The following is a 15,465-nucleotide window of genomic DNA, read 5'->3' on the forward strand; positions in this document are numbered from 1 at the left end:
TCTGGTTTTTCATTACTTCGCATAAACGTTTGAAAAAGCTTGCCGAATAACAGCACACGATTCTTGATAACGTTTTTCTTCTTCTATCGTTAACTGTTCAAGTGGTAAAATCTGACAAACGCCGTTTCGGCCAATAACTGCTGGTCGTCCGGCGTACACTTCTTCATTTTCATCATAAACAGAAACAGGCAATACTTCACGCGCATCATCAAGCACAATCGCAACAAGACGGGCAGCAGCTGTCGCGATACCAAAACTCGTCCAGCCTTTTCCCATTAAAATATTCCAACCGCGAGCTCGCACCGTTTCTTTAAATTCCACTTGTTCTTCTGCAGAAAGCAACTCGAGGGCTCGCTTTGTCCCAACCTCAACGCCCGACCAAGCGATAAACTGAGATTCCCCATGTTCACCGAGCACGTATCCCGAGATGCTTTTAGGCGAAACCTGAAAATGCTCTCCAAGTGCACTTCGCATCCGCATCGTATCAAGCGAGGTTCCTGTTCCAAACACCTGTCTATTCGGAAGTTCACTTTCCTTTGCAATAATCTGTGTGATAACGTCACATGGATTTGTGATATTAATAAAAATCCCATTAAAACCTGTTTGCATGACTTTGGGAATGATCGAACGAACAGCTTCGCTTGTCTCTTTTAATTCTTCCATTCGATCTTTTTCTAGTAACGTTGTAGGTCCAATCGCCATCACGATAACAGCTGCATCGTGCAACAACTCATAGCCACCCGAAACAACATTCGTATAAGAGCGCGTTGCAGACAGCATATCTCGAAGCTCCATGGCTTCACTGCTTGCCTTCTCCGTATTCTGATCCACTAAAACAAGTTCCGAACAAATTCCTTGTGTGACGAGTGAAAAAGCGACATCCGAGCCAACATGACCGCATCCAATAATTCCAACTTTCTGTTGCATTTTCATTGCCTCCTCTTAGTTGCTTGAATTTAGCGAAACAAGTTCATATGTAAGCAGCGTTACATCGTTTTCCCAGACAACTTTACGCGGGATTACCATGCCGCTTGTTTCACCCTCTTTTGTTTTGCGAAGCTCGATTTCAATATCCAGTGGATAAATTCGGTAGCCCGCTTTTTCGAGTTTGAATAAGTTTTCTCCGATTCTTTCTTCGTTTCCTTTTGTTACGACCATCGTATTCACTTCAAGCTGCATTCCCATCAGGATCCCTCCAATTCTTATTTTCTATCATAGCAGAAAATCGCCATTTTTGCCCAGCAAGTCGTCAAGTCTTCTTAAAATTTCTTGCATCCCCGCATCGCGCATAAAAAAACTAAACCCTTCCTCTTGAACGATTTCTCGCAAATGTCCCTTGATAAGCCTAGGTCCCGCTGTTTCCAGATAGTCATTTTTCAGCTCGATTTGTTTAATTTCACAGAAAAAAACGCGTTTCGTAAAAGGACGATCGGGCGCTAGCACTTCATAATCAGCCACAAAAAGAAATTCACCTGGAATCGCACCGGTTTCTTCCATTAGTTCCCGCTTTGCTGTTGCAAAATTATCTTCACGAGCTTCCCCTTTTCCGCCTGGAAACTCAAGTCCTCGAATTTTGTGTTCCGTAAAAAGCCACTTTCCTTTGTAATGTGGAATCACAAGAACATCTTTTTGTTCCTCTTCTGACTGCACAAAATGAATTTTCACATCATTCCCGTAAGCATCTTGATAAACAAACACAATCATCGTTCCTTTCTTTTTTTCAAAAATATGATAAGCTTAATTTAGTAAATTTTAGAAGGTGAATTTCGTGTTTAAAAAATTTTTAGTCGGCTTGATTGGCATATATCGAAAATTCATTTCACAGCTTACGCCACCTTCTTGTCGATTTTCGCCCACTTGTTCAGAATACGGCATCGAAGCGATACAAACACATGGAGCGCTCAAAGGAAGCTATCTAACCATTCGGCGAATTTTAAAATGCCATCCCTTTCATAAAGGTGGGTTTGATCCTGTACCGCCAAAAAAATCCAGTTCCCATTCTGAACATCACCATCATTAATATAGCACAAAAACTGTCTTCCAGCAGGCAGTTTTTCTTTTTCTACAGAAAACACTTGCTTTTCCACTTTTTTTCCTGTAAGATCAATAACGGATAATAAATCGGAGTGATTACGATTTATTTTTTTGATTCCTAAAACGGAATGATTTTGATTTAAGGAGTTGAGTATTACCGATGAAAAACTGGCAAAAATTGCTAGCCCCTTTACTTATTCTTGTTTTACTGCTTGCTGCCTGCGGCGGATCAGACGAAACGAAAAAAGAAGATGGGAAAATTCAAGTCTATACGACCGTTTATCCCCTGACCTACTTAACACAACAAATTGGAGGTGCTTATGTGCATGTGAAAAGCATTTACCCTGCTGGTGCGGATGCACATAGTTTCGAACCTACTCAAAAAGACATGCTAAAGCTAGCAAATAGCAACCTTTTCTTCTACATTGGCCTTGGAATGGAAGGGTTTGTCGATAAAGCCAAAACGACACTAAAAGATGAAAACGTGTCCTTCATTCCACTTGCTGAAAAACTCGATCTCCCGAAAGATCCTGACGCCGCGTTTGAAGAAGAACACGATCACGAAGATGAAGATCATGATCATGGTGATATAAATCCACACGTCTGGCTTTATCCAAAATATATGGAAGAAATGGCCAAAATCGTCAAAGATCGTTTAACGCAAGAAATGCCGAAACAAAAAGCCACTTTTGAAGCCAACTACAAAAAAACCATTGAAAAACTTAAAAAGCTTGATAATGCTTATGCAGAAATGGCGAAAACAGCCAAACATAAAGACTTTGTAACCGCGCATGCTGCTTACAGCTATTGGGATACGGCCTATGGCTTACACCAAATTCCGATTGCTGGGATTTCAACGAGTGATGAGCCGTCGCAAAAGAAACTACAAACCATTGTTCAAACGATCAAGAAAGATAAGATTCCCTACATTATGCTGGAACAAAATACAAATTCCAAGATTGCCGATGTCATTCAAAGCGAAACGTATACAAAAACACTAAAACTACACAATTTAGAAACATTAACTGAAAAAGACATCCATCAAAATCGAGATTATATTTCTATTATGAACGATAATTTGAAAGCATTAAAAGAAGCATTAAACTATTAAAAAACTGGGGCAAAAAATGCCCCAGTTTTTTAATTTTCGTATTCCGCTTGCCAAATGGCCTTTGCGACAGCTTTCTTCACATCTGGAATATCTTTTGTATTCACTTGATCATGAATCGCTGCTTGCACAACTGCTTCCGTAACCACTCGCGAGACTTTACGAACCTCTTTGACAGGCGGAAGTAACGAGGCACCTTGGCGTTTTAAATCTTGCAATTCGCCTAAACTATTCGCTGCACTTGATAGCATGCCATCTGTTACTCGTTTAGCTTTTGAAATCACAATACCCAGTCCAAGTCCTGGATAAAGTAAAGCATTATTCGCTTGCCCGATCTCATAAGAAACACCTTGGTAAGAAACCGGTTTTGACGGACTCCCCGTTACGACCAGTGCCTTTCCATCACTCCACCGAATCAAATCTTCAGCTTTCGCTTCAGCTAAATGAGTCGGATTTGAGATAGGCATGATCGCAGGTCGTACTTGATACGCGCACATCGCCGTCACCGCTTCTTGTGTAAAAGCACCTGGTTGCCCACTCGTGCCGATCAAAACGGTTGGCATAACATGTTGAATGATTTCCGGAAGCTCTGTCAAACCACGTAGTTCCATTTCTTTTCGAGCTAGCCGACTTTGTCCATCCGTTAAATCCAGCATATCCTCTGTGATCAAACCATTTCGGTCAATCAAATAAAATTGATTTCGTGCCGCTTCTTCGCTCAAGCCAGCACGAACTAGTTCAAGCTTAATTTGTTCCGCCACGCCCACACCAGCGGTTCCTGCCCCAAAAATCAAAAAGCGATGCTCCGTAAGCGGTTTTTGCGTTACTTTGCTCACCGCATGTGCCGCTGCAGCCATCATGACTCCTGTTCCTTGGATATCATCATTAAACGTTGTTAGGCGATTTCGGTATCGTTCAAGAATAACACTCGCATTTTCACGACCGAAGTCTTCCCAGTGGAATAAAACCCCTGGAAACGCCTTTTCAGCTTCTGTAACTAGGCGGTCAACGAACTGAAGATAGGTTTCGCCCGTCAAGCGCGGTTTTTTCTTGCCTACATAATGAGGATCATTTAAAAGTTCCGAACGGCTTGTTCCGTTATCAATCACAACAGGCAAAACGCGTTTCGGGTCAATTCCAGAAGCAACCGTATAAACGACAAGCTTCCCAACCGCAATCATTACACCGCCAACCCCCCAATCGCCAATCCCAAGCACGCCTTCTCCATCTGTAATCACGAGTAAATCAACCTGTTCAAGCGAACGACTGGCTTCAAGAAGAGCATCCCGAATCCGTTCTGGATGCTCACTATCAACGAAAACCGCTTCTGTCATTTCCGCGAAATCCTTCGAATAGTGCATCACACTATCCGCAATGGTTGGCGTATAAATAACAGGAAGCAATTCTTCGATATGTTCGCTAATCAGTCGGTAAAACAAAACGCGATTCGTATGATAAAGCGTCATCAAATATTTATTTTTCGCATAGGGATCTGTGAGTTTACCAAGTTTTTGATATTCGAGTTCCACTTGTTCAAGTAGCGTGCGAGTTTTATCAGGCAGTAACCCGTGCAATCCATAAGACTCGCGTTCTTGCTCAGTAAAAGCAAGTCCTTTATTTAAAAAGGGATCTTCTAAACGTATTTTTCCTTTCAAGTCGGGCATTTTTTCTTCCCCTTCCCATCTTTCTTAGTCCTTACTTCGTTTTTAACTTGTGACGCTGAATTTTACCTGAAGCCGTTCTTGGAAGAGTTTCATGGAAAACCAAACGCTTGGGTATTTTGAAAGCTGCTAATTGCTTTTTCAGCCGTTGAAAAATTTCCGCTTCCGAAATCTCGGACCGTTTGACAAGGTGCGCAACGGGAATTTCTCCCCACTCTGAATCAGGCTCACCCACAACAGCCGCTTCCGAAATTTCTGGAAAACTTAAAAATACATGTTCCACTTCGGTCGGATACACATTTTCGCCGCCGGAAATAATCAAGTCACTGCGCCGCTCAGAGACAAATAAATAGCCATCTTGATCGAGATAACCGATGTCACCAGTTTTAAAATAACCGTCAGAAAAAGCCTCTTTCGTTGCTTCTTCATTATGTAAATACCCCGCGAAAACCGTCGGTCCTTTAATCCAAATTTCTCCGTCACGATCTGTTTCGTTTTGCTTCACAATCTTTAATTCAGAAGGAAAAAGAATACGTCCCGATGAACCAATTTTCGCGCGAGCCTCTTCTGGCGCAAGCGAAACAACTTGCGAAGCCGTCTCCGTCATCCCAAACGATTGAACAAGTGGAAACCCACGCTCCAAACTATCCGAAACAACCGAAGCCGGTGCCGCACTGCCGCCAAGCAAAACCACCCGCAAATTCGGATGAACCAAAACCTCTTGGTCCCGGTCAAGCAAACGTTTTAGCATTGTCAGAACTACGGAAACATGCGTCACTTCCCCGCTTTCAAGTTTTGATGCCACGTTTTCGACATCAAATTTCCGCTCCAAATAAACCGGCATGCCATAAATCAAACTGCGCATCAAAATCGAAAGCCCACTAATATGAAAAATCGGCACGACACAAAGCCAAGCATCACGTTCCTTTTGAAAACCAAAATTGAGCATGGACGCCGTCGCACTGAAGAAATGATTCCCAAAGGTTTGCAAAACTCCCTTCGGTTTCCCCGTCGTACCTGAAGTGTACATCAAAGAAGCCACATCCGCCAAGTCTAAGTCCATTTCGGTGAAAGCTGCGCCAGACAAAGCTTCAAGCGCTGAAAAAGATTGTACAGACACATTTAAATCCGCCGCTTTTTCCGAAAAATCATCTTGAAATAAGCAATACTCCGCCCCGCTGTCCGCAAGTTGATAGTTCATCTCACTCGCTGAAAGTCGGTTATTCAAAAAAACCGGAACAGCGCCAAGCAATCCAAGTGCATGAATCCAAAAATAGGTCGCTGCGTCATTTTGACCAAGCAAACCTACAAAATCGCGTTTTTTAATTCCGAGAGCCGAAAGTCGCATCGCAAATGCCCTTGCCGTCTCATAAACCTCTGCGAACGAAAACGACTTCCCTTCAAAATAAAGCGCAGTTTTCTCACCCGAAAGCTGCGCTCGCATTTTAAGCCAATGTTCCATTTTGATCACGGAAACTTCGGAAATTGATCAAAGTCAGGATCGCGTTTTTCCTTAAAGGCATCGCGACCTTCCTTCGCTTCATCCGTTGTATAGTAAAGTAAAGTAGCATCCCCGGCAAGTTGTTGAATGCCCGCAAGACCATCCGTATCCGCATTAAAGGCAGCCTTGATAAAACGAAGCGCCGTTGGACTCTTCTTAAGCATTTCCTTCGCCCAAGCAAGCGTTTCTGTTTCGAGTTTCGCAAGTGGTACAACCGTGTTGATCCATCCCATATCAAGCGCTTCTTCTGCCGTATACTGGCGACACATAAACCAAACTTCTTTCGCTTTCTTGTGCCCAATTACACGCGCCAAGTAGCCCGATCCGTATCCCGCATCAAAACTTCCGACATTTGGTCCCGTTTGACCAAACTTCGCATTATCCGCTGCAATCGTAATATCACAAACCAGTTGAAGTACATTACCGCCGCCAATTGACCAACCAGCAACCATCGCAATGACAGGTTTCGGAATCACACGAATCAAGCGTTGCAAATCCAAAACATTGAGCCGAGGAATTTGGTCATCGCCAACATAACCCCCGTGACCACGAACCTTCTGATCGCCGCCCGAACAAAAAGCTTTATCGCCTTCACCCGTTAAAATAATCACGCCGATTTTTTCATCATCACGAGCAATGCTAAACGCATCCATCATTTCCATCACCGTATTTGGCGTAAACGCATTATGTACATGTGGACGATTGATCGTTACCTTAGCCACTCCTTCAAAAGATTCATATTTGATTTCCTCGTATTCCTTTTCCGTTGTCCAGTTCACCATAAACTAAACCCTCCTATAAATAATCCTTACAAAAGCGCTGAATCACCCGTGCCGTCTCTTCTGGTGCCTCAAGCTGTAAAGCATGACCAACACCCGCTATTTCATGATAAACCCGATTCGGCAGTTTCTCAAGCATTTCATTTGCAAACCTCGTAAATTTCAAATCCTTCTCACCCGCAAGAAGCAAAACCGGGAGTGTGAGTTCCTGCAAGTTGTCCCAGTATGAAGGAAGCACCCCCGTTCCAACCCCAAGCAGGCTTTTCGCAAGTCCCTCTGGATTTTGCCCGAGCCGTTCAGTTTGGATCTTTTCTTGACTAGAAACAGGGAGTTCGCGCTGAGAATCAAAAAGAGCGAGCCGCTCCCATTTTTGCACAAACAAGTCAATCCCGCTTGTGCGAAGTAAATCCACCCATTTCTCATCTTGCTTACGACGCTTGTGTCGCTCACTTTCCGTCTTCAATCCCGGTGAGCTACTCATAAGCACAAGCCCCGAAAAAGCATCCGGATAATCTACAGAAAGCGCAAGCGCGAGCCTTCCTCCCATCGAATATCCTAGTAAAACAGGTTTTTCATTGGGACACTCCGATTCCAAAATCGCAAGTAAAGCCCTTTCCGTTTCTTGAAGCGAATAATCTTTCTCGCTAGCCGCTTGCGACTTCCCGTGCCCAGGTAAATCAGGCAGAATCACCGTCCCATAAGAAAAGTGTTGAAGCAATTCTTGAAACGTTTCGTGCGTTCCTGTAAAACCATGAAGCATCAAAAAAATGGGCCCTGGCCCGAAACGCTTCACCTCATAGAACAAATTCATTTTGAATCACGTTCAATCTGATCCGCTATCTTTTGCCATAACAAGTCATGCCCTGCCTTATTTTCATGTCGATTCGTATGCACTTCAATAATATCAAGCCCTTTGTGATAAGCCGCCTTATCTAGCGCATCACGAAACGCTTCTACTGCAAATACCTCTTCATAATTCGCATCATAAAGCGCTGCTGCGTAGCGGAAATCTAAATCTGTTGCCGTGCCAAATAACGTCTCGAAATACTTTGATTCCTTGCTTTGCGGTAAGAATGAAAAAATCCCGCCACCGTTGTTATTCACCACAACAATCGTTAAATTCAGCTTATATTTTTTGGCCATCAAAAGCCCATTCATATCATGATAGAAAGATAAATCACCAATTAAAAGATACATCGGTTGCAGTACTGTGCTCGCACCAAGTGCCGCTGAAACCACACCATCAATACCATTTGCCCCGCGATTAGCGAGCATCTTAATTTTCTTATCTGTCTGCATAAAATACGTATCTACATCACGAATCGGCATACTGTTCCCAATAAACAAACCAGCTTCTTCCGGGAGTTGCTTCCTAAGCTCATACACAACTTGCCCTTCTTCTAAACGGTCAATCGAAGTCATATGTCCTTCTAAAACGCGACGAGCCGCTTGATTATGAGATTGCCAACAGTTCAACCAGTGTTCGGGCTGTTCAACTTGCGCATCCTTCAATGCTTCTAGTAAAAAACGCTCATCACAATGAATCATATCCGTGACACCTTTTACAGGATCCCGCCAAGCAGCCCCCGGATCAACTACGAATGTGCGCACGTGTGAAAGAGATTCCAACCAAATTTTCAACGGTTTTGAAACAGGCATCCCGCCGAAACGAATAACAATTTCTGGTTCCATTTCCTTTTTAAACACATCATTTTTCAGTAAAGCATCATAATTATCCACAACAAGCTCATCTAGTTCCCCGTAAGAACGAAGTCCTGAAAGTGGGTCCGCCAAAATGGGCCAACCAAAATTTCGAGCTGTTTCGATAAATTTAGTTTCAATTTCTTTTTTATTGAGCGGTCCAACGATAAACAAGCCTTTCTTCCCATTACAAGCCTGTACCATCTTCGAAAGCGCTTCTTCTTCAAGCACTTCATGCGTATAATAAATGTGCACATGATGCCGCTTTTTATCCGTTGCCGCAAAAGGAGAAGGATCTAAGATCGGAATTAATGGCTCACGAAGCGGGAAGTTCACATGAACCGGACCACGTGGCGTTTTGAGCGCGATATCGACAGAACGACTGCCATGCCATTTCGCATAACGAATCATCTCTTCTGAGTCTTCTGGAAGCGCCATATCCGTGAAACTTTTTACGTGAGTCCCAAACAAATGAATTTGATCCATTGCTTGTGGAGCCCCTACATTTCGCAATTCATGCGGACGGTCCGACGTCAAAACAACAAGTGGAATCTGCGACAAATTTGCTTCCGCAACCGCTGGAAAATAATTGGCAACCGCCGTTCCACTTGTTGCAAGAAGCACAACAGGACGCTTAGAAGCTTTCGCCATTCCAAGTGCAAAAAAACCAGCCGAACGTTCATCCACATCCACATGTATTTTAAGAGTTGGATGTTCTGCAAATAAAAGCGCAAGTGGTGTAGAACGTGATCCCGGACTAACCACTGCATCCTTTACACCTGCTTGAACCAGTTCTTCTACAAAAGCACTTAAATAAGCCGTCATTGCTTCTTGATGATTTGTCATAATTCCGTTCCCCCTAATACTCTAAGCATTGGTTGAAATTTCATCCGTGTTTCTTCTAACTCTTTCGCAGGTACAGAGTCCGAAACAATTCCGCAGCCCGCAAATAAAATACCTAATGAGTCCACTACAAGCCCAGAACGAATCGCTACAGCAAATTCGCCCTCGAAATCCATATTCACAAACCCTACTGGTGCGCCGTATAAACCACGATCATCCGTTTCTTTCATTCGAATAATCGCTTTGGCCATTTGTTGTGGCAAACCGCCAAGCGCTGGTGTAGGATGAAGCGCTCGCGCAATCTCCGTAATCGTTACATCTGCACGTTTCTTCGCTTTTACATGCATATAAAGATGCTGAATATCTCGATTTTTAAGCAACACAGGCTCACTTGAGACCGATAAATCCTCTGTAAATCCTCGGAGTGTATCTTCAATCATATCCACTACATAGCGATGTTCACGTAAATTTTTCGCATCCGTCAGTAGCTCATTTCCAAGTTTTTCATCCTCAGCTTCTGTTTTACCGCGAGGGGCAGATCCTGCCACACAAGCGGAATAAACCTCACCATCCGAGACTTCAACAAGCCGCTCTGGTGTAGCTCCAAAAAATAGTGCCGATCCTTTTTCAAGAACAAAGAAATAGCTACTGTTTTGCGTTTTTATCATCTGCTCCAAAACAGCCCCACTATCAACTTGATGGCCAAAGCGAAGTCCCATCCGTCGAGATAAAACGACTTTATGTAAGTCTTCGGAACCTTGTAACAAACTAACAATCTCTGCTGCATTCTCTAAAAAGGCATCCGGATCCAGTTCCTTAGCAGAAACAAGCGTATCAATTTCCAAACTTGGAACCGCTGCATTCGCAATTTTTTCCCACTGCGCCTGAACAGCTTCAAACTTGTTCGTTTCATCATCCGGATAAATGACAACATTTACCGTCAAGAAAACTCGTTCTTTCTTTTTCGTTACCATGAAAAGCGGCAAATAAAATAAAGCATCTTTAAAAACTTGCCACTCTTTTCCAGTTTCACGTTCAGGATCAAAAGCAAAGCCCCCGAAATAAAGTGGACCCGTTTGCTTTTCCGTCGCGTTTGTAACCGTTCTAACTTTAAGTGCACGAATTCTATCTTCAAGACCCACATATGCATCTTTTTGTTTATCTTGAGCTAAAAATTGTTCAGTTACACCAAAACCTGCCAGTGTAAGAGTTTTTTCAGGATTTTGCCAAAAAAATCGTTCTCCAGAAAAAGCATCTTTTGCTTTCTGATATAAAACAAGCGGTGAAACATCAGACGTAAATTCATGAACATAACTAAGAAGTGCTGGTTCATCCTTTGTCGCATGACGTTTTGCTTGTTCAAATAAAGCAAGAGGTAATGTGATTCCCATTTCTCATCTCTCCTTTACTACACTTCCTCCATTATATCAAAAGTGAGCCCTTCCTGCCTAATTTTCGCTTTCTTTCTTAAGGATTGACGAAACACGATTATTTCCCTAAAATGAAGAAAGACCGTTTAAAAAAGGAGCGAAAAAAATGGCAACTTATGAAAAACAAGTTCTTGAAAAGGAATCCGGATTCAAAAAATGGTGGCGGCTACTTCGTCCACATACTTTAGTTGCCTCTTTTGTTCCCGTCTTTCTAGGCACATCCGTTGCAATGAGCTATACAAATTTTCATTTCTTACGTTTCATTGTCATGCTGATTGCCTGTTTTTTCATTCAAACTTCCGCCAATTTATTTAACGAATACTATGACTATAAAAAAGGACACGATGACGAGCATTCAGTTGGAAATGGAGGAGCTATCGTCAGAAATGGCATGCGCCCAGGATTCATTTTATTCCTAGCGATTTTCCTTTATATCCTTTCCATACTAGGTGGGATATATTTATCCATCGAGTTAAACTGGTATGTCGGCTTACTTGGCGCCATTTGCATGCTTGTTGGTTACCTGTATACTGGTGGCCCCTACCCGATCGCCTATACACCCTTTGGTGAAATCATGGCAGGCTTTTTCATGGGAGGAATCATTACCTTTATTTCCTTCTATATTCAAGCTGAGTTCATCGGAAAAGAAATCGTTTATATTTCCATACCGGTGATGGTCCTCGTTGGTAACTTGCTTCTCGCTAATAGCTTACGAGACCTTGTTCCCGACAAAAAAAGCGGACGCCTCACCTTGGCCATTCTTTTAGGACGTAAGGCAGGAACCTTGCTGTTTGGCTCAGCCTTTTTATTCGCTTATGTCTTCGAGCTTTCACTTATCATTTGGATGGACGCACCTTACTGGACTTTAATCATCCTACTTAGTGCAAGAGAAGCCATCCGAGCCGTTCGAGGCTACATTGGCAAAAGCGAGCCGCTCTCGATGATGCCAGCCATGAAAGCAACATCCAAGGCCATCACTTTCTTTGGCTTATTGCTAGCCATTGCATACTTACTCAGTTTACTTCAAAAAAATCTATTTATGTAAATCAAAAAAAGCAGTGGGATTTGTTTCACAAAACAAATCCCACTGCTTTTTTACGCCATATTTTTCCGTTGTGTAAACAAGCCAAATGAGCCAAGTGCGAGCAAAATCGCAATCACATAATAAAAGCTTACCGAACCAAGCATTCCAATAAGCGCCCCCGTAATACTTGGGCCGAGGATACTCCCCATACTGAAGCACATCCCAACTAATATGTTTCCTGCAGGAAGAAGTTCGACAGGTGTCAAATCGGTCATATAAGAAAGCCCGAGCGAATAAAGCGACCCAACAAGAATCCCAAGAATAAAAAAGAATGCAATGAAAAGCCAATTTGTCGAGATAAAAGCAAGAGATAAAAAGACTAGGCTTCCTAAAAATGTAAAAATCGGCAGTACCTTGCCACGTCCCATTTTATCACTAAAAATCCCAATTGGAACTTGAAACAAAATGGTCCCGACAGAAAAAGAGGAAATAATGGTTGTGATTAAAAACGTATCCATGTTATCCCGCAAACCGACAATCGGAAAGGTCGCATTTAAACCGGTTTCAAGGACACCATATAAAAACGGTGGAATCATGGCCACCCATGCAAATTTGAGTACCGCAGAAAAACGTTTCATACTTGCAAAAAAAGAAATCTTCCGTATTTCCTCACCTTCCGAAATAAACTCATTCCGAATGAACCAAATTAACGACCAAGCGATCAACACGAGTATGCCTGAAGCATAAAAGGGAAAATTAGGGCTAATATGCGTTAAATTAACCAATTGTGGGCCAATCGCAAATCCAAGCGAGAAAAACAACCCATAAACTGCCATATTCCTTCCACGCTTTTGCGGTTCCGTCATCGCACCAATCCAAGTTTGCGAAGAAAAATGTAACATATGGTCCCCTACACCAATAACTAAGCGTAAGAAAAACCAGAAAAATAAATTAAACCAAACAGGAAATAGCAATAATGCTATGGCAACTAAAAAACCGCCCATTAAAATAATTGGCTTAAATCCATATTTATGTAGTGGGGCCTCGATGAACGGTGAAATCAAAAGAACGCCGATGTAAATTCCCGTAGCATGGAAGCCATTGATGCCAGAACTAATCCCTTTCTCTTCAAAAATAATCGAAATTAGCGGCAAAAGAAGCCCTTGTGAAAGACCAGAAATAGCTACAATAACCGTTAAAATCCAAAACTCTTTTTTCTTATTTTGCAAAGAAACCCCCTCCTTTTTAACTAAAAGAAAGACAATGCCTAGGAACCTAAGCATTGTCTTAAAAAAATGACCCGTACGGGATTCGAACCCGTGTTACCGCCGTGAAAGGGCGGTGTCTTAACCGCTTGACCAACGGGCCTAAACTGGCGGAGAAGGAGGGATTTGAACCCTCGCGCCGCGCGAGCGACCTACACCCTTAGCAGGGGCGCCTCTTCAGCCACTTGAGTACTTCTCCATTATTATAAATCCTTTTTTAAAAGGAACTCCACAGGTAGGACTCGAACCTACGACCGATCGGTTAACAGCCGATTGCTCTACCACTGAGCTACTATGGAATCAAGTGGGCCTAAGTGGACTCGAACCACCGACCTCACGCTTATCAGGCGTGCGCTCTAACCAGCTGAGCTATAGGCCCCTAGTAAAAGAGCGGGTGAGGAGAATCGAACTCCCGACAACAGCTTGGAAGGCTGTGGTTTTACCACTAAACTACACCCGCATATAAAATTAATATAACAAGGGCGGATGATGGGAATCGAACCCACGAATGTCGGAACCACAATCCGATGCGTTAACCACTTCGCCACACCCGCCATGGGCAAAAGTTTAAAAAGTGGCTTGGGACAGAATCGAACTGCCGACACCTTGAGCTTCAATCAAGTGCTCTACCAACTGAGCTACCAAGCCAAATGGCGGTTCCGACGGGATTTGAACCCGCGATCTCCTGCGTGACAGGCAGGCATGTTAACCCCTACACCACGGAACCACGATTGCGGGGACAGGATTTGAACCTGCGACCTTCGGGTTATGAGCCCGACGAGCTACCAGACTGCTCCACCCCGCGACGATAATATAAAATTTTTGTCCACCAGTCACATTAATAATAGAAAAACGGAGGAAGAGGGATTCGAACCCCCGCGAGCTTTTACACCCCTGTCGGTTTTCAAGACCGATCCCTTCAGCCAGACTTGGGTATTCCTCCACGATATAAAATGAGATGACAAGTGGACCTTGCAGGACTCGAACCTGCGACCGGACGGTTATGAGCCGTCTGCTCTAACCAACTGAGCTAAAGGTCCAAGTAATAAGTAGCGGCGGAGGGAATCGAACCCACGACCTCTCGGGTATGAACCGAACGCTCTAGCCAGCTGAGCTACGCCGCCATAAAAAGAATTTTTATAGAACTACAAATTTAAATTGGTGGAGCCTAGCGGGATCGAACCGCTGACCTCCTGCGTGCAAAGCAGGCGCTCTCCCAGCTGAGCTAAGGCCCCAAAGATAAGAAGTTATTCATTTGAAATGGTCGGGAAGACAGGATTCGAACCTGCGACCCCTTGGTCCCAAACCAAGTGCTCTACCAAGCTGAGCTACTTCCCGTATAAAGAGCGCGCCCAGAAGGAGTCGAACCTCCAACCGCCTGATTCGTAGTCAGGTACTCTATCCAGTTGAGCTATGGGCGCAACATAAAACAATAAAAATGGTGCCGAGGACCGGAATCGAACCGGTACGGGTATCACTACCCGCAGGATTTTAAGTCCTGTGCGTCTGCCAGTTCCGCCACCCCGGCATCGGGACTAGCTAAAAGCGGAAGACGGGGTTCGAACCCGCGACCCCCACCTTGGCAAGGTGATGTTCTACCACTGAACTACTTCCGCAATATGAAAGTGCGGGTGAAGGGACTTGAACCCCCACGCCTCGCGGCGCCAGATCCTAAATCTGGTGCGTCTGCCAATTCCGCCACACCCGCAAAAGTGAGCCGTGCAGGGCTCGAACCTGCGACCCTCTGATTAAAAGTCAGATGCTCTACCAACTGAGCTAACGGCTCTTTTTATAACGAACTTACAACGTAAGTTCAACCAATAAAAGTGGTGCCGGCTGCAAGAGTCGAACTCGCGACCTACTGATTACAAATCAGTTGCTCTACCAACTGAGCTAAGCCGGCTAAATGGTGGAGGTTAACGGGATCGAACCGCTGACCCTCTGCTTGTAAGGCAGATGCTCTCCCAGCTGAGCTAAACCTCCAAATGAACCTTGCCCGGCGGCGACCTACTCTCACAGGGGGAAGCCCCCAACTACCATCGGCGCGGAGAAGCTTAACTACCGTGTTCGGGATGGGAACGGGTGTGACCTTCTCGCCATAGCCACCAGACAAGGAATA

General features: G+C 43.9%; 13 protein-coding genes, 21 tRNA genes and 1 rRNA gene. 3 read left to right on the forward strand and 32 right to left on the reverse strand.

Annotation, left to right across the window (positions count from 1 at the left end; genetic code table 11):
• Positions 1–12: 12 nt before the first annotated feature.
• From UR08_RS05600 to ytkD, 3 genes are read right to left on the reverse strand one after another with little or no spacing between them, the layout of a single operon-like run.
• Positions 13–927, reverse strand: a complete 915-nt coding sequence (locus tag UR08_RS05600) for an L-lactate dehydrogenase (RefSeq protein ID WP_115752652.1) — start codon at positions 925–927, stop codon at positions 13–15.
• A gap of 15 nt (positions 928–942) precedes the next feature.
• Positions 943–1,185, reverse strand: coding sequence for a DUF2584 domain-containing protein (locus UR08_RS05605; protein ID WP_115752653.1), 243 nt, complete (start codon positions 1,183–1,185; stop codon positions 943–945).
• Between the two features lie 27 nt (positions 1,186–1,212).
• Entirely contained in the window at positions 1,213–1,698 is a 486-nt protein-coding gene (ytkD, locus tag UR08_RS05610; protein WP_115752733.1) for an RNA deprotection pyrophosphohydrolase, read from the reverse strand.
• A 70-nt stretch (positions 1,699–1,768) separates the two neighbouring features.
• Here ytkD and yidD point away from each other — a divergent pair, with 70 nt between their 5' ends.
• A complete protein-coding gene (gene yidD, locus UR08_RS05615) occupies positions 1,769–2,020 on the forward strand; it encodes a membrane protein insertion efficiency factor YidD (protein WP_115752654.1) in 252 nt (83 codons plus the stop codon).
• A gap of 174 nt (positions 2,021–2,194) precedes the next feature.
• Complete coding sequence (locus UR08_RS05620) at positions 2,195–3,145, forward strand: metal ABC transporter solute-binding protein, Zn/Mn family (RefSeq protein ID WP_115752655.1); 951 nt, start codon at positions 2,195–2,197, stop codon at positions 3,143–3,145.
• Positions 3,146–3,174: 29 nt separating this feature from the next.
• On the opposite strand, the gene UR08_RS05625 is transcribed toward UR08_RS05620, so the two are convergent.
• From UR08_RS05625 to UR08_RS05650, 6 genes are read right to left on the reverse strand one after another with little or no spacing between them, the layout of a single operon-like run.
• The gene (locus tag UR08_RS05625) at positions 3,175–4,806 is read right to left on the reverse strand and encodes an NAD-dependent malic enzyme (RefSeq protein WP_115752656.1); all 1,632 of its coding nucleotides are present in this window, start codon (positions 4,804–4,806) and stop codon (positions 3,175–3,177) included.
• A 31-nt stretch (positions 4,807–4,837) separates the two neighbouring features.
• On the reverse strand, positions 4,838–6,265 hold the full coding sequence (locus UR08_RS05630; protein WP_115752734.1) for an o-succinylbenzoate--CoA ligase: 1,428 nt from the start codon (positions 6,263–6,265) through the stop codon (positions 4,838–4,840).
• 5 nt (positions 6,266–6,270) lie between these two features.
• A complete protein-coding gene (gene menB, locus UR08_RS05635) occupies positions 6,271–7,086 on the reverse strand; it encodes a 1,4-dihydroxy-2-naphthoyl-CoA synthase (protein ID WP_115752657.1) in 816 nt (271 codons plus the stop codon).
• Between the two features lie 13 nt (positions 7,087–7,099).
• On the reverse strand, positions 7,100–7,894 hold the full coding sequence (gene menH / locus UR08_RS05640) for a 2-succinyl-6-hydroxy-2,4-cyclohexadiene-1-carboxylate synthase (protein ID WP_115752658.1): 795 nt from the start codon (positions 7,892–7,894) through the stop codon (positions 7,100–7,102).
• Positions 7,891–9,630 (reverse strand): 2-succinyl-5-enolpyruvyl-6-hydroxy-3-cyclohexene-1-carboxylic-acid synthase, encoded by a 1,740-nt coding sequence (menD, locus tag UR08_RS05645; RefSeq protein WP_115752659.1) that lies wholly within the window; start codon positions 9,628–9,630, stop codon positions 7,891–7,893. Before menD ends, menH begins: the two co-directional genes overlap by 4 nt.
• Positions 9,627–11,018 (reverse strand): isochorismate synthase, encoded by a 1,392-nt coding sequence (locus tag UR08_RS05650; protein WP_115752660.1) that lies wholly within the window; start codon positions 11,016–11,018, stop codon positions 9,627–9,629. The genes menD and UR08_RS05650 overlap by 4 nt, the downstream gene beginning before the upstream one ends.
• 145 nt (positions 11,019–11,163) lie before the next feature.
• On the opposite strand from UR08_RS05650, the gene UR08_RS05655 reads away from it, so the two are divergent.
• On the forward strand, positions 11,164–12,102 hold the full coding sequence (locus tag UR08_RS05655) for a 1,4-dihydroxy-2-naphthoate polyprenyltransferase (RefSeq protein WP_115752661.1): 939 nt from the start codon (positions 11,164–11,166) through the stop codon (positions 12,100–12,102).
• Between the two features lie 50 nt (positions 12,103–12,152).
• On the opposite strand, the gene UR08_RS05660 is transcribed toward UR08_RS05655, so the two are convergent.
• The 23 genes from UR08_RS05660 to rrf all read right to left on the reverse strand — a co-directional run bounded on the left by UR08_RS05660 (position 12,153) and on the right by rrf (position 15,456).
• Positions 12,153–13,310 (reverse strand): MFS transporter, encoded by a 1,158-nt coding sequence (locus tag UR08_RS05660; protein ID WP_115752662.1) that lies wholly within the window; start codon positions 13,308–13,310, stop codon positions 12,153–12,155.
• A 67-nt stretch (positions 13,311–13,377) separates the two neighbouring features.
• A tRNA-Glu gene (locus UR08_RS05665) sits at positions 13,378–13,449 on the reverse strand.
• A gap of 5 nt (positions 13,450–13,454) precedes the next feature.
• Positions 13,455–13,545: transfer RNA gene (locus tag UR08_RS05670), tRNA-Ser, on the reverse strand.
• A 28-nt stretch (positions 13,546–13,573) separates the two neighbouring features.
• Positions 13,574–13,645: transfer RNA gene (locus UR08_RS05675), tRNA-Asn, on the reverse strand.
• A 6-nt stretch (positions 13,646–13,651) separates the two neighbouring features.
• Positions 13,652–13,725: transfer RNA gene (locus UR08_RS05680), tRNA-Ile, on the reverse strand.
• 10 nt (positions 13,726–13,735) lie between these two features.
• Positions 13,736–13,806: transfer RNA gene (locus UR08_RS05685), tRNA-Gly, on the reverse strand.
• A 21-nt stretch (positions 13,807–13,827) separates the two neighbouring features.
• A tRNA-His gene (locus UR08_RS05690) sits at positions 13,828–13,900 on the reverse strand.
• 21 nt (positions 13,901–13,921) lie between these two features.
• Positions 13,922–13,994 (reverse strand) — tRNA-Phe (locus UR08_RS05695).
• A gap of 3 nt (positions 13,995–13,997) precedes the next feature.
• Positions 13,998–14,073: transfer RNA gene (locus UR08_RS05700), tRNA-Asp, on the reverse strand.
• 4 nt (positions 14,074–14,077) lie between these two features.
• Positions 14,078–14,151 (reverse strand) — tRNA-Met (locus UR08_RS05705).
• Between the two features lie 48 nt (positions 14,152–14,199).
• A tRNA-Ser gene (locus UR08_RS05710) sits at positions 14,200–14,289 on the reverse strand.
• Between the two features lie 23 nt (positions 14,290–14,312).
• Positions 14,313–14,386, reverse strand: a tRNA-Ile gene (locus UR08_RS05715).
• A gap of 10 nt (positions 14,387–14,396) precedes the next feature.
• Positions 14,397–14,470, reverse strand: a tRNA-Met gene (locus UR08_RS05720).
• 35 nt (positions 14,471–14,505) lie between these two features.
• Positions 14,506–14,581: transfer RNA gene (locus tag UR08_RS05725), tRNA-Ala, on the reverse strand.
• 26 nt (positions 14,582–14,607) lie between these two features.
• Positions 14,608–14,684 (reverse strand) — tRNA-Pro (locus tag UR08_RS05730).
• Between the two features lie 9 nt (positions 14,685–14,693).
• Positions 14,694–14,767, reverse strand: a tRNA-Arg gene (locus UR08_RS05735).
• 18 nt (positions 14,768–14,785) lie between these two features.
• Positions 14,786–14,874, reverse strand: a tRNA-Leu gene (locus UR08_RS05740).
• Between the two features lie 16 nt (positions 14,875–14,890).
• A tRNA-Gly gene (locus UR08_RS05745) sits at positions 14,891–14,962 on the reverse strand.
• 10 nt (positions 14,963–14,972) lie between these two features.
• Positions 14,973–15,054 (reverse strand) — tRNA-Leu (locus UR08_RS05750).
• Positions 15,055–15,059: 5 nt separating this feature from the next.
• Positions 15,060–15,132, reverse strand: a tRNA-Lys gene (locus UR08_RS05755).
• Positions 15,133–15,173: 41 nt separating this feature from the next.
• Positions 15,174–15,249 (reverse strand) — tRNA-Thr (locus UR08_RS05760).
• Positions 15,250–15,253: 4 nt separating this feature from the next.
• A tRNA-Val gene (locus tag UR08_RS05765) sits at positions 15,254–15,329 on the reverse strand.
• 11 nt (positions 15,330–15,340) lie between these two features.
• Positions 15,341–15,456: ribosomal RNA gene (gene rrf, locus UR08_RS05770) — 5S ribosomal RNA — on the reverse strand.
• Positions 15,457–15,465 lie beyond the last annotated feature (9 nt).

This window comes from Listeria kieliensis (assembly GCF_003369925.1).
GTDB lineage: Bacteria > Bacillota > Bacilli > Lactobacillales > Listeriaceae > Listeria > Listeria kieliensis_A.

Coding starts and splice junctions, on each gene's coding strand:
- UR08_RS05600 (WP_115752652.1), bottom strand. CDS start 927: ATGCAACAGAAAGTTGGAATTATTGGATGCGGTCATGTTGGCTCGGAT.
- UR08_RS05605 (WP_115752653.1), bottom strand. CDS start 1,185: ATGGGAATGCAGCTTGAAGTGAATACGATGGTCGTAACAAAAGGAAAC.
- UR08_RS05620 (WP_115752655.1), top strand. CDS start 2,195: ATGAAAAACTGGCAAAAATTGCTAGCCCCTTTACTTATTCTTGTTTTA.
- UR08_RS05625 (WP_115752656.1), bottom strand. CDS start 4,806: ATGCCCGACTTGAAAGGAAAAATACGTTTAGAAGATCCCTTTTTAAAT.
- UR08_RS05630 (WP_115752734.1), bottom strand. CDS start 6,265: ATGGAACATTGGCTTAAAATGCGAGCGCAGCTTTCGGGTGAGAAAACT.
- menB (WP_115752657.1), bottom strand. CDS start 7,086: ATGGTGAACTGGACAACGGAAAAGGAATACGAGGAAATCAAATATGAA.
- menH (WP_115752658.1), bottom strand. CDS start 7,894: ATGAATTTGTTCTATGAGGTGAAGCGTTTCGGGCCAGGGCCCATTTTT.
- menD (WP_115752659.1), bottom strand. CDS start 9,630: ATGACAAATCATCAAGAAGCAATGACGGCTTATTTAAGTGCTTTTGTA.
- UR08_RS05650 (WP_115752660.1), bottom strand. CDS start 11,018: ATGGGAATCACATTACCTCTTGCTTTATTTGAACAAGCAAAACGTCAT.
- UR08_RS05655 (WP_115752661.1), top strand. CDS start 11,164: ATGGCAACTTATGAAAAACAAGTTCTTGAAAAGGAATCCGGATTCAAA.